The organism is uncultured Actinomyces sp. (genome assembly GCA_900541895.1).
Taxonomy (GTDB): Bacteria; Actinomycetota; Actinomycetes; order Actinomycetales; family Actinomycetaceae; genus Pauljensenia.
In genome coordinates, this window is the sequence record UWSI01000003.1 from 1 (window position 1) to 14,181 (window position 14,181).

Below are 14,181 nucleotides of genomic sequence, written 5' to 3' on the forward strand. Positions count from 1 at the left end.
GGAGCCCAGCTCCGCGCCTCTTTTTGTTTCCCGCTCGCCTTCTCTTTTGCTCCCCTTCGAATGTGCCTGAGGCTGGGTGCCGGTATATCGTGAAGATGTTGTCCTATTCAAGGAGGAAAAATGAAGGTTTTCACTGTCGAGTACCACTACGTCACTGACCGTGATGAGGAAATGGCAGAGGTGCGCCCCACGCACCGCGCCTTTAACTGTGAGCTTGCAGCTCAGGGTCATCTGATCGCGGCGGGCCCCTACACCGGCACTCATGACGCGTTGATCATTGTGCGCGCCGAAGATGCCGCGGGAGCTTTGGAGCTACTGGAAGCCGACCCGTTTAATCAGGCAGGTTTCATTGCTGAGCGTATCCCCCGCGAGTGGAACCCGGTGATTGGGAGCATCCCGGCGGAGGGCTAAAACCAATAGACTCATAACGGTCGATGCAGCGGTAGATTGTTCGAAGACGGAGAATTCAGCACGTCGTTAAGTAGATGTTTGTGGGGGCCATTGGCTATCACCAACGGCCCCCACCCGTACTTTTACCTCAAAGGCCCCAATCTTGAGAAGCACTCACTTTCCCGCACCCGAAAGTTTGGTATTAATACGTTGCTGCGCAGAATCAAGAGCATTTTGCAAGGTTGCGAGGTTTGTCCTCGGAACCCCTGGATCATCTTTAGAACCACTCGCTTTAATCACATTCCCGTTTCCATCTACAGAAACTTGCTCTTTCAGGTAGTCCGCGAACTCTCGACGCTGCTCTTCCGTCATATCATCATATGCGGGTAATGTCAAGTACTGCGATGCCGGAAGGTTAACTTGCGCTCCTCTATTACGAAGAAAGTCATCCATTAAGTATTCTTTCGATAGCCCAACGCTGCTTGGCCACTCATCTCGCTTGATATACGCTGCAGCAAGCGCATCTTGGAATTTCTGACCAGTCTGCATATGTTGCTCAAGTAACGCCGTCGCCTGCTTGCTATCCATATCTGTCGGTAAGAAGTGATCGAGCAGGCCGTCTTTCGCGTAATCAGTGATAGCACTTGGAAGTTTCGTTGAAGGCGCATAACTCAAAGCATAGTCAACAGCCCCGCGAATCATCTGGTTCCGTTGGACGACATAGTCATCTTCTCTGAAACCTGCGTTCGTCGGAGCCTGATCCAGAACGCTAATCAGAGTTTGCCATCCTTGCGTGTTTGAAAAGACATCGGCCATCCACTGATCTCCCACAGGCTGATTGACCCAGTAATCAAGCTGAGGTTTGTAATAAGCCCATGCGGCGGCATTCAACGCCAACATCGCTGGCGGACGTCCGCTGTAGACATCGTCTTCGATAGTTGGGGTGTCTTTCCCACTAACGGGCTCAGGTTTATCAAACATAAGATCAGTAAACAGCCCTGATTTACCGAACATTTTTTGCAGATCCTCGCGCCCAAGATCGATTCTCGCATGCCCAGTTAGCCCGGCAGTGTTATTTGTTCCAACCGTGCCTTCGCCCGCATATTCGTTAGCAAGCTCTGCGAAATCGACAATACGCTGCGTTGCAATATTCCCTACCCACGAGCGCATGTTCGGGTTATTTCTTCCGAACTCATCCTCGCCATTACTCTCGGTGAGGGCGCCTTGGTCGAGACCATCCTGGTAACCCAACATGAAATTCTGAGCGATCTTTGCACGTCGTACATCGTCAGCCTGCCACGCTTCAAAAAGTTTCTGTTGCTTGATCCATGCAGGATTACTCTTCCCCCCTTCATAGTCATCTGGAGATGGAGAAACCATTGCAGCTTCGTTGATCTTCGAAGCGTCATTGATCATATTCCCCAACGCTTCACCGCCGTCATAGTAGACGGCAGCATCAGAACCAGCACGCGAACCAGTTAAGTAACGAGTGGTATTCATCTTAGTGCCGAACTCGGTATTTGAATCCAAAGCGCGTCGAAGAGCTTGCAAGCGAGTTTCTTCAGCCTGATGAAGAACCGTGTCATCATTCGATTCCAAATAATCAGGAGTATCAGATAATTCAATTACACCTTGAAGGGCATCGAAACTCCGTTGGTCTTCAGAGTAAGTTCCTCGCGGGACAAGCGAGTGGAAATAAGAAGTTTGTGCATACGAGTCCGCACGTGCATGTCCCGCAGTGTTGTAATCCCAATCGACCATATCCTCAAATACTGATCTAACATGCGGATCGTTAGGGTCAAGCGGTGCAAGCCCTAGCTGCCTGCGAGTTTCTGGATCAATCGGATAATCGCGGCCTTCAGGATCGAGCGGATCATGATAGAAACCTGGGCCTAGAGTCAATGATGGGTTCTCACGCCCCGCGTACCCCATGAGCTGGCCCAGAATGTCATATCCTTGAAGCTTATACCAGCTTGTAGCAGAGTTAACGTCATTAATTTGATATTCGTTTCGGCCAGTAGCTTTCATATCAGCGAGCTTTGCCTGAACAATCCCGTCAATTCGGGCACCGTCTTTCCCGACTAGCCCCTCTTTGATTACATCAAACGCATGCTGATTTCCTACCATGTCAGCAGAAAGATTACTTCCACCTGTAGACATAGCCATGAAAGCACCCAAATTTTGATTGAAGCGGTAAAGCGCATCCTCAGAACCAGGATTCTGGTAGCTAACGTCTCCCGCTCTCACCACCGTTGCGTAGAGGTCATCCATATTCACATGCTGCGCGATCGCTGCCACATAGAAAGGATTCTGAAGATAACCGCCGTATTTATCGTTAAAAGCGGCAATATCTTCGACCGTAAGAGGCTCTTTCGTGAGAGCATCCGCAATCTCTGGAGCAATCTCTTGGGCGTGAGCCCACTGCGCAGCGCCACTCAGAATAGGTGTGTCTGCACCGAAAAGTTCAACCCCGATCGCATTGCGCCCCTTTGAACCGGCTTCATCAGAGACAATAGTCCGGCGCGTACCATCAATCGCCTTTGCAGCAGCATCGGCGCGGTCGTCTAAATCATTAACGCGCTTTGTGTACCGCTCCAAAATGCGCGTTTGCTTGCTGGACAAAATTGACCCGGCCACAGCAAGATTACCGTCGGGATGAGAAACTGAACCGCTACCATGTGTTCCTGTGGTAGAGGCTGATTCCGCCTCAACGTCATTATATTCTGCGACTGCAGCATTCCATTCTTCTTGGAGCTTGGTTATGTCAGAACACGCAGAGCGCACATCCTCAGCCCACGTGTTAAGAGCCGTCGCAGCAGGGGAGAAAGCTTGAGATAACGTGACGGTCTTGTCACCCAAGCTCTGAATCTCCGCTGAAGCTGCATCTGCTGCCGCACCAGTCCATTCTTCAGGAGGCAAGGATCTGTTCTGAGCCACTTGTGTGTTAGCAATTGCGGTTCCTTGCCGACTGATATCAGTAGCGACTGCCTCTGCGGACATCTCAACAAGAGGGACCTGTGGGAGGGCTTCCGCCCCACGTCTTACATCAGCCATATCAGAGATACTCCCCAACACCTAGACGAGTGGCTGCAGCACGAGCCTTATCTCGATTGTACGTTTCTGTGCTATCCATATTTTGTGAGACTTCTGCGACGCCAGATCCTAATTCTGAACAAGCGTCGGAATACTCCAACACTGCCACACTCATATAGTCGCGAAAGTGATTCAGCGCCTCACGCAACGCTGCTACCCCGCTATTATCACCGGAAGGAAGATCGTAGGCTATACCCACCATATTTAGCTTACCTACAGCAACACCGACCTGTGCGAGGTCGTCACCATCGGTCCACTGATCTTTCATCACAATGCCTAACGCATAGCGATCATAGCTAATTTCCGTCATTTGAACCTCTCAATGCTCGAGCACGCGAAGCGCGGATCACCATCGGTCGTACGTTACCGCTAAAGGATAACATTTCAACCTTACTAGATACTAAAAGGGCGTTGGATGCGAGAATCCTTGCATCCAACACCCTGTTGCTTGAATCAGCGAAGTACTGACCTGAAGATTATTTGTGGCGACCCTGCTCTTGCTTTGTAAAGGCAGACCAAGTCGAATCGCCAGCCTCATCAAGTGAATCCTTCAAATAGGTACGTTCCTTTAAGAAGTCCCTCAAACGGCCTCGTTGGGCTTCATCCATCGTGTTGTACGAGGGAAGGTCACCATCTTTGTCTGCTTTAACGGGATCTGAGTGCGATGCCTCTTCCTTCAAGAATTCAGCGACCAGTTCCTTCTTAGACTTATCATCCGAATTTGGCCATTCATCACGGTCTGTGAAGGTAGTGACCAGCGTATCTGAGACCTTCTGGGTTGCAGCATACTTGTGATTAATCCTGTTTGAAAAGTCTTCGTCAGAAAAATCAGTGGGCAGGATAGAGTCAAGCACCTTATTCTTCCCCTCTTCAAACGCGGAGGAGGCTAAGGAATCCACAATCTTACCGCCTGGAAGCCCATCAAAAGAGACCGTGGAAGCGACGGCATCAATCCCTTGACGAATCAGATTATTTCTGTCGGCAATAGCCTTGTGCTCAGCAACCGACTGATCCGAAATCGCAGACTCAATATGCTGGAAGAGCCCACCCCACTTCTTCACTTGGCCACTAACACCGTCACTCCAAGATGGGCCTGGCGTCGTATCGTTGGGGTTAACGTGATAATCAGAAGCCATGGCTTGGCCGAGATCATGCTTATAACCCGCATATGCGCCAGCTTCAATAGCACTCAGCGCAGGGGGACGCCCACCTTCAAAAGTATCGTCAAACGGGTTATCAGGGGTATCCTTTCCCCCCAATTGTTTCGGATTATCAAAAGCAAGATCCGCAAACAGCCCATCCTTGCCATAAAGCGCATCACGCAGCTTCGGCGAGAGGGTAAAACGCGCCTGAGTGGCCCCTGAACTCATGCGAGCTTCACCGACGGAATCATGTGCATTTCCTCCGACAGCTCCAGCGTCATCACCGTCCATCGCGGCCAGGCTCTCTGCCCAGTTTCCAAGGATCATGCCGGCGTGTGAACGAAGCATCGAATTCGCTGAACCAAAGTGACTCTGGGCTCCATCTTTCTTACCATGGTCACCATCAAGACCGTCTTGATATCCCGCAGTAAAGTTGCCGACAACACTCGCCTGTTGATTCGACGCTTTCTTCCAGTCGTCACCCAGAAGCCCCTTCTCAGCATCGCTCAATGGGTGGGTAGCGTCTTCGATCATCGTGCCAAATGCGTCGCCATGATCAATGAAGCCCTCATACCCGCTATCGCCATAATTGCGGCTTCCTGTCAGATAGCGGACCATAGGAATTTTTTCTGAGCGGTCCTTGCCATCATGGTCCCAGTCTCCATCCACCTCAAACGGCGTATCTTGAGTCAAGAAACCACGTAATGCGCTTAAACGCCCCTGCTCGGCTTTAGCAAGCGCATGATGCTCTGAAGCGAAACTCGAATACTGCAAGCTATCCGGAGTATCCGACAACACATACAGCGATTGAAGCGGGTCCCCTAACTGTATGAACGCAGCCTCATCAGCATCCCTGTAGTGGAGCAAATTCATGTACCCTTGGGAACCGGTTTCCCATTTGAGTCCCGCTTCATACTCGTAATCGTATTGAACAAGTTTTGAAGCGAAGGATTTATCTCCGCCTTCGTAGATTGCTTGCCCAAATGCCAGATCAGGGTTTTTAGCTCCGGCATAAGTCGTTGCTTGAGCAAAAATCTGATATCCCTGCATCGTGGGACCACTACTAGATGGGTTTCGAGGAAATTCCTGCTCGCCCGTCGCTTCGAAGCTCTTGATGTTTGCCTTCTCCATATTGGAGATAGTTGTTTTACCATCTTGTCCAAACAGATGGTCTCTCATCTGAGCGTAGGTCTCACTACGTTGAATGCTCTCAGAGTCAGAAGCGTTCACGCCGCCAGTCGAAAGAACCATTGCGGTTCCGATATCTTTTATCAGCGAATTTCGCGTCGCTATCTCCGAGTCAGCAGGGTACTTGTAGGGATCACCCGAAGTATTAACGACAAGCTTATTGAGCACTTCAGAGAACTCGCCCTTACCACTGTGCTTTTCACGATATACGTCTGACATCGCCTGAACACAGAATGGGTTTTGAAGATCCTTACCCCATTTTTTCTGAAGTTCCTTTACTTGCTCTTCAGTCAGGTACTCTTTTGAGTTTGCCGCTTTCTCAATATCCTTCAGCATTTCAGGAGCGACATCTCGGGCATAGTCCCACTCGGCAGCACCGTCAGCAATGGGCATATCCGAACCGAAAAGTTCAACTCCGACTGCGGTACGACCACCCTTCACGGCCTCTGGCGAAATGATGCCGGCCGACGTCCCTCGTATTTGACTTGCAGCGGTACTCGCAGCTGCACTGAGATCGTGGATCTCTTTGTCGTAAGACTTCTTCAGAGGCGTCTGAGCAGAGGCCAAAGTACTCTCGGCAGCTTTGCGATCCGAATCCGGATTATATTTCTTATCCGCCGCAACACGGGTATCGATTTCGGCCATTGTCTTCTTGTAGGCAGCAATCGCTTCATCCCACTGAGTTTGAAGACCCTCGACGGTTTTGATCCCCTGGCTATTACGTTCTTCCCAAGTAGTGAGCGCACTTGCAGGAGCAGCAAATTTGCCAGAAAGATCCGAAAGCTTCCCACCCAATGCCTGAATTTCAGCCGATGCCGCATCCGCGGCTACTCCCGTCCACGATTCAGCAGGAACCGAGGAATGCTGAGCGGCCTGAGTCTGGCCGATCGCCGAACCGATAGCTTTCCAATGCGAAGCAACTTCGGATGCTCCAGCAACAGGCTCGGGCGACTTAAGGGCGTCCGCGCCAGGTCGAAGATCAGCACTCATTTATTCCACTCCACTCCCAGCTGAGCCGCACGTTCACGGTTGTAACCCTCAGTGTCATCAAAGTTCGCCGACGCACCAGCTGTTGCCGATCCTAAGTTCGATGCAGCATCTGAATACTCATAGATGACCATGGACATCGCCTCATTGAAGTCCTTCACTGCAGAGATCAAATCCTGCGGACCAGGACCTCCGGGAGCAGGAAGAGGCTCTGCGACTTGGTCGGCTGAGATACGTTTGGTTGACGCCCCAATTCGTCCGAGTGACTCAGCGTCCTGCCACTGTTTTTTCTCGATGATCCCCATCGCGTTGCGATCGAAAGTGATCTTATCTGCCACAGTTCAATTCTTTCCGTTATGACCGGCAATACCAGTAGGCGATACGCACGAACCTAGCCTGGTCAGGGAACTTATCAGACGACAAATTACCATCTCAAACATCGAGCTCCCTGAGAGTTTCACGCTTCAAGACTCGATGCGGCCCGAATAAACGACCAGCGTCTACTTCACCCGCGATTCGGACCATGCCATCTGCGCCAAGAAGGTTCCTTGATCACGCGAGACAACCAGGCCTCGCCCCTTGGGAAGAATGCGCGGACGCTCACGGCCAATGACCATGCCCTCGGAAGGATTACCCGACATCATGATGCCGGTTGCCGACAGCTCAGACAGGGATTGCAAAATCTGCTCGTAGGACGCACGCGAAGCACCACCCATACGGCGAGTAATCACCAAGTGGAAACCAATATCTTGAGCCTGCGACAACAGAGGCTGAAGCGGAGCCAAAGGTGAACCGCTCAAACCACCGGTGGAAATCAGGTCATAGTCATCAACGAGAACCCAGGCCTCGGCTCCCTTCCACCAGTTACGCTTACGCAACTGCTCGGGGGTCACGTCCGGTCCCGGAAGGCGCATACGCAGCTGTTCGGCAACTGCCTCCATGCTTCCCTGGATTTCATCACGGTTGGTGATGTACATCGGCATATCCGATTCATCCCACTCGCCCAGCAGGGAGCGTCGCACATCAACGACAACCAGCATGGCGCGACGCGAACCTGGCTTTGCCAGCACCTGGTTGCCCAAGTTGCGCAAGAACGCGGTCTTTCCACACTTCGCGTCACCGTAGACATACATGTGTGATTCGTTTTCCGGATCGAAAGTCCACGGGCTCAAGCGGCGTTCTTCCAAACCAAGAACAATCTTCTGCTGTTTGCCGTGAGTTGCCTCGATCTGAGAAACGGTGATCTTTTCGGGGAGCAAACGCAGACGCGGGCCAGGTTCGGTCGCAGAAGCAATGCGCACAAGCGTCTTTTCGACGCCCTCACCGATCGTTGCCGGATCATGATCGCCATCAGTACGCGGGAGGGCAACCAGCATGTGGTGACCGGTCATAGACAAACCGCGTCCCGGACGCCCCTCGGGGACCTTACTACCGATCTCGCGGCGGAACTCAGAATCCGAAGGATCACCCATACGCAGCTCCATGCGAGAGCCGAAGATGTCCTGCATCTGGATACGGAAGTCCATCTTGCGCAGTGCCGTGGCAATGAAGTGAACACCGAAAGACAGCGCGCGTTCGGCCATCAGACGGATACGGTCTTCTGCGTCCGAGAAATCGCTTCGCAATGTTCCCCAGCCGTCGACAACAAGGAAGATATCGCCGTAACCATCGTCAAAACGTCCCTGAGCGCGACCTCGGCGATAGGTCGCCATGGAGTCGATACGGTTCGCACGGAAGTAGGCAGCTCGGTCCTCAATGATGCCTTCGATTTCAGACACCATACGGTTCAAGATGTCCTCATCCTCTCGAGAGGCAACACCCGCAACGTGAGCGGCCCCCTCGAAAGCGGCAAAAGTACCCGAGAAATCGATGACGAAGAACTGGACTTCCTTCGGAGTATGGGTCAGGGACAGGGCCATGACAATCGAGCGCAATGCCGTGGACTTACCGGAGAGCGGACCGCCCAAAATCGACATGTGACCACCGGCACCGGCGAAGTCGTATTCCAAAACCTCGCGTCGTTGTTCGTGTGGGAGGTCGACGATACCCATGGGGATATGCAGCGGTCCCTTCGCACGCCATTCGTGCGAGATGAAGCCAAGCTCGGGATCCACAGCCAAGTCGGGCATGAGCGAATCCATGGTGTCGGGAACATCCAAAGGCGGCAGCCACACCTGGTGGGCAGGCATACCCTTGCCCTTCATGCGGGCGACCGCAATATCAATCTCGGTCATGCCCTCCCAGCGCTCATCGCCGGGTGCAACCAAGCCGCCCTCGGGAATTGCCTCTTCCTCGGGAGTATTGTCCAAGACCTCTCCCAAAGAGAAGGGAAGCAGTCGGATCTGCGAGGCCTCGGAACCCGAACTGGGAAGCACACTACGAGGCGGCGGCGGGGCTGCGACGTAGGAGGCGCGGAAGCGGATCAGCTGGTCGGTACCCGGCTGGAGGAAGCCCGAACCCGGGTAGGGAGGAAGGTCGTAGGCGTCCGTCACGCCCAGGACTTCTCGAGATTCAGAGGCGGAGAAGGTCTTCAGACCAATGCGGTAGGACAGGTGCGAATCCAAGCCCTTGAGCTTGCCGGATTCCAATCGCTGTGAAGACAGCAGAATGTGGATTGACAAGGATCGGCCCAGACGACCAATTGCCACGAATAGCTCGCCAAAGTCGGGCTTGGCGGTCAGAAGTTCGGAGAACTCGTCAAGGATGATGAAGAGCGCCGGAAGGACTGGGTAGTCATGTTTTCCAGCCAAACGATCCGCTTCATAATCCGTGACATTTGCATAGTTACCGGCATCACGCAGGATCTCTTGACGGCGAACCATTTCACCGTGAAGGGCATCTTCCATACGGTCAACCAGAGACAGCTCCGACTCCAGGTTTGAAATCATCGCAGAGACGTGAGGGAGGTCTGACATACCTGCGAAGGTCGCACCGCCCTTGAAGTCAACCAGAACGAAGTTCAGCTGCTCGGGAGAGTGCGTGAGCGCAAGTGCAAGCACCAAGGTACGCAGCACCTCGGACTTACCGGAACCGGTAGCACCGATCAGCAGGCCGTGCGGACCCATGCCCTGCTGGGCGGCTTCCTTAATGTCCAAAACGACCGGAATACCCTCGGGGGTGACAGCGAAGGGAACGCGCAGACGATCACGTCCATTGCGGCGCTTCCACTGCCGTTCCGCATCGAAGTCACGAATATCGCCGATATTGAGCAGTTCCATAAGATCTTGAGAACGCTTCGGATCGGGCTTGCCGACGGGAGTTGCCGCGTCCCTGCCACCGGCAGTCAGGAAGCGAGTGAGGCGACGGGCCACGGCCTCGGCCTGAGGAATTCCCATGTAGTCGGCGTTGGCGAGCACTGGCTTTGCCTCAAGAAGCAGAACTTCCATGGGGGTGTGCTCATCGTTTGCGGGATGAAGAAGCAGACGAACACCGGTGGGGTTCATGAACATACCCCACGAGGTCAGGACCTTCATGATCGTCACGCCCGCACAGCCCTCGATAGAGCCCAGGTGCGAATCGGGAGGAAGCTCGGCACCGTCGGTAATCACGATCAAATGCGGCCAGGGGCTTGCGTCATTTCGAGGCTGGAAGTGGCCTCGGGTCGTCATTTCCTCACCCAAGAGATCCTCGAGCTCGGCGTAGCTGGTGCACACCATTCGCGCACCACCCAGAGCGTCAGTGACCTCTGCGGAACGGATATGAGGCAGCCACTTCATCCACTCCCAGTTCGGGAGGTTTTCGGGAGTCGTCAATACCGCGATCTTCAGGGCCGAATCCGGCGTCATAACCGCAAGGTGGCAGATCATCGAGCGGACTTCTCCGCGAGCGCGCTCGCCATCACCGGCGACCTCGACGTGAGAGAACTGACCCAAGTCCAGGCTGAAAGGAAGGTCTTCAACGGTCTTGTGGACATCTAAGAAACGGCGCATCGCCGAATGGCAGACGACATCGGGGTTCGCCATCTGGGGAATATCGGGTTCGACCAAGCGCATGGCCAGTTCCTGGTCAGATGTTCCGATTCGAGTGGAGACAGAAGTATCGTCGCCCACTTCTCGTTCCCACAGGCGCGAGCCTTCTTCGGCTAAAAGCACCAGCGAGTCCGGCTCAGGCAAGTACCACTGCATGAAGATTCGCTGCTTCGCGGCAATGTTACGCACGCTGGTTCGAGTCTCTGACAGATAGGAGAGGTATTCGCGACGCTGGGAGTTGACCTTATTACGGTACTGCGAGACCTGGCGGTAGATATTGAAACCAACCATGGAGAGCATCATGAAGACCATGCCGCCCGCCATCAGAAGCATTCGCGTGTTCTGCCCCTGAGTCAGCGCCATGATGACCATGACACCCATGGAGCCCATCATGGGGATCGCGGTAGCAAGGATCGAACCCATACCGCCGGCTTCAACCTGGCTGGGTGGCTTTTCTACAGCGATTTCACCGCTGGGGAGCTCGGGGGCTTCCGTTTCATTGACGGCCATACAGTCTCCTGGAGTGCAATCTCCCGTTTTCCTTCATTTCTGTATGTATCCTAGCTTGTAGCACGAGCAGTCGTGGCATGGCACTGATCTGGTCGGGTAGTCTGAATGATGACTTTTGAACAGAATCGGTGAAAGAACCTCAGCGGATCAATAGCCGGATCGGCACCGAGGACAATTTCCGGCACAACCGCATGAAGGAGGAGGCGTGACCCAGAAACAGGCGGCGGTAACCGTCACCGACGCTTCCGGCGTCAAAGATTTGGTTGTTCCGCTGGGAACAACGGTCACAGGCCTACTCTCCATGCTTGATATCGATTCAAGCGATCCGAGCCTACAAATCACTGGTGCCGACGGTCGTCCCCTTAATCTTGGCGCGGTCTTGGGGACTGACCTTCCCCAGGGAGTCCTCATCTCCATTACCTCTGGCCGCGAGCGCCAGCGTCAAGAACAACGCGCAATTGAGCGAGCTTCCGACCCCTGGTTCCGCCCTTCCCTTGCTCTGAGCATCTGCGCCCTGCTGGCATTTGCAATGGACGCGGTTCTCATTTTCTGCACTCTCTTTGCCCACCTATTGGCCATCATTGCGGGTGTGCCATGGTGGGCACCTTTGACAATCGGCGTGCTCTCGCTTGCTCTTTGCCTTGTCGTCCTCTACCAAAAACACGTCCACTCCAACGCCGGATTGTTGTCCGGCTGGACTCTCGCTGCGGGACTTTCTTTCCTTGGCGTCCTTCCCGCTCTGGGAAGCGCAGGAATCTATCTTGAGGCCTCGCAAATCTCCACAATGTCGCAGGTCGCTGCCCTCCTCTTCCCCCTGTGGGGAGCAACGGGCGTTGCACTTGGGCTCTGGCTCTGGCGCCCAACTCCTCTCACAAGCGCACATGCGCTCAGTTGGGGCATCCTTACGGCAAGTGCGACTGTGTTGACCTATCTCAATGCTTCTCTGACCAGAGTTGCGCCCTTCGCAATCGCTTGCGCAGTATGCGCAATCACCGCCTCGCCCAGCTTGTCAGTACGCATCCCCGCGACCCAGCTGCTGGATATGCCCCTCGTGACGACCTCCGCGCCCACTGTCCGAGCACCCGAGGTTCCCTCTCCTTCGCGCATTACCGGCCGCCGCGTCAACCGCACTGTCACTGATGCGACCTCGCGTACTCGACTGGTCCAATACCTTGGTCTTGGCCTGATCATTGTTGCGCTTCCAGTCATCTACTCGATGATCGGGATTCATTCGTTACAGCAGATCGCCTCACTGGTGCTGGTTTGCGCATCAGTGATCGCGCTTGTCGTTGTTCCCCGCGAGCGCCGCTGGGCATCCTCGCGAGTCGTTCCGCGCGTGGGAGCAGTCATTTTGCTTGCAACGCTACTTATTTCCCCCGCTTCCCGAGCCCTTCTTGGCACGCCCATTGCGGCAGCTGTTCTTGTCTTCATCGGCTGTGTTTCTCTTCTGTGGACTCGCCTGCGTTCAGGCAAAGAACAATCCGCACTTATTGGGCGTTTTACCGACATTTTCCAAGCACTGTCATTGACTGTTGTTTTCCCAGCTGCGTTTTTCGCCGCGGATCTTTTTGAACTCGTTCGACAGGTGGCATCATGAGTGAGCTTCGCATTACCCCGGTTCAGCTCCCCGTTTCTCAGGCAATAGGTGTGGACCCGGCTCATCTGGCCGCTGCTCAACAAGGTAGTATCCAGCGAGGCCTCCCCCAGCCCAGCGTGGCGTATTCAGCGCCCGCGACCGGTGGTGCTCTGGTTACGGCCTACCTCATTGACCTTGCATGCCTTGTCGCAATTACCGCGCTTTCTTGGTGGTTCTATCCTTCGATCGCCATTGCAGTGATCGTTGCGCTTGAGACATGGATCGTTGGCACTCTGATTCGCGCGCATTCAGGAAGGACTCCCGGAGCTTTCGCCATGCAAGTGGCCGCAATTTCAATGGCACCCGTAGCCACCGATGCGGGTCTCGAGGCCGGTCACGCCCCCGGCTTGGCTCGCCAGAGCGCGCACAGCCTGATCATGTTGCTCTTGCACGCGACTGTCGTTGGACCGGCAGTCACTTGGGTGATCGCCCGAGATGGCCAAACCTGGGTTGACCGCGTCTGCGGGATGGGAAACCTTGACGTCCGCGCTGGCCGCACAGACACTGGAGCTTCCGCTTATTCCCAGCAATATTCCCCCTCGTTTGCCGAGGCCTCGGCTGGGGTTGGGGCCGCACCTGCGCAGCTTCAGGGAATGGATCCCGCCGCACTTGCCCCGGCACATCAGTGGGCAGGGCCGCGCGTTACGTCCCCCGAAGTTCCTGCTTCCGATCCTGCTGCTTTGAGTATTCCGCCGGCGGGAGTTCCCGCAGCCGACCTACCAGCACCTTCACCGATGCCCGAGGCTCCCAGCCAAGTCCTCAGCGAGATGCCCGCGCCCATGCCTACGCAGCAAGCTGTACAAACTCCGGCCACACCCAAGGTGCCCACTCCCCCGCGCCACAGCCCGGCCTCGGCAATGCCACGAGTTCCGCAAGTACCGACGCCTCAGGCCACTCCCGCAACGAGCGCACCGGCCTCTGCCCCCGCATTCGCGCAGGCGGCGCCTCTGGCAATCATCGTTGATGACGGACAGCGAATCGAAGTCAATGCTCCCATCGTGTTGGGGCGCGCCCCCGAACAGACACCATCTGATGCACGGGCAGTGGCAATTGCGGATTCCACGCGTTCCCTGTCGCGCACGCACTTGCGTGTCGCACCGGCCGATGGCGATGCGATATGGGTCGAAGACACCTTCTCAGCAAATGGCACGCGACTACAGGCGCCCGATGGCACCACTCAGCCACTCCCCCGCGGTGAACGTGTCAAGGTGCCGCTTGGAACGGTGCTTCTGCTGGGCGAGCGGAAGTTGTCGGTTAGTCGGTAAAT

The 14,181-nt window shown here is 54.8% G+C and carries 8 protein-coding genes; 3 read left to right on the forward strand and 5 right to left on the reverse strand.

Annotated elements, in window-relative coordinates:
- Positions 1-120 precede the first annotated feature (120 nt).
- Positions 121-411: a YciI family protein gene (locus tag QZR18_RS01515; protein WP_178703595.1), complete on the forward strand. Its 291-nt coding sequence runs from the start codon at positions 121-123 to the stop codon at positions 409-411.
- Between the two features lie 153 nt (positions 412-564).
- Here QZR18_RS01515 and QZR18_RS01520 read toward each other — a convergent pair whose 3' ends face one another.
- From QZR18_RS01520 to eccCa, 5 genes are all read right to left on the reverse strand, one after another.
- Positions 565-3,444: a hypothetical protein gene (locus QZR18_RS01520; RefSeq protein ID WP_178703598.1), complete on the reverse strand. Its 2,880-nt coding sequence runs from the start codon at positions 3,442-3,444 to the stop codon at positions 565-567.
- A gap of 1 nt (position 3,445) precedes the next feature.
- Positions 3,446-3,793, reverse strand: coding sequence for a hypothetical protein (locus QZR18_RS01525; protein ID WP_178703601.1), 348 nt, complete (start codon positions 3,791-3,793; stop codon positions 3,446-3,448).
- A 166-nt stretch (positions 3,794-3,959) separates the two neighbouring features.
- Positions 3,960-6,803, reverse strand: a complete 2,844-nt coding sequence (locus QZR18_RS01530; protein ID WP_178703604.1) for a hypothetical protein — start codon at positions 6,801-6,803, stop codon at positions 3,960-3,962.
- A complete protein-coding gene (locus tag QZR18_RS01535; RefSeq protein ID WP_178703606.1) occupies positions 6,800-7,138 on the reverse strand; it encodes a hypothetical protein in 339 nt (112 codons plus the stop codon). Before QZR18_RS01535 ends, QZR18_RS01530 begins: the two co-directional genes overlap by 4 nt.
- Before the next feature lie 162 nt (positions 7,139-7,300).
- Positions 7,301-11,278, reverse strand: coding sequence for a type VII secretion protein EccCa (gene eccCa, locus QZR18_RS01540; protein WP_178703609.1), 3,978 nt, complete (start codon positions 11,276-11,278; stop codon positions 7,301-7,303).
- A 205-nt stretch (positions 11,279-11,483) separates the two neighbouring features.
- Between eccCa and QZR18_RS01545 the strand changes: the two genes are divergently transcribed.
- Both QZR18_RS01545 and QZR18_RS01550 read left to right on the forward strand, forming a co-directional pair.
- Positions 11,484-12,875 carry a hypothetical protein gene (locus QZR18_RS01545; RefSeq protein WP_178703612.1) on the forward strand — a complete coding sequence of 464 codons (1,392 nt, stop codon included), beginning with the start codon at positions 11,484-11,486 and terminating at the stop codon, positions 12,873-12,875.
- Positions 12,872-14,179: a hypothetical protein gene (locus tag QZR18_RS01550; protein WP_178703615.1), complete on the forward strand. Its 1,308-nt coding sequence runs from the start codon at positions 12,872-12,874 to the stop codon at positions 14,177-14,179. The genes QZR18_RS01545 and QZR18_RS01550 overlap by 4 nt, the downstream gene beginning before the upstream one ends.
- Positions 14,180-14,181: the final 2 nt, after the last annotated feature.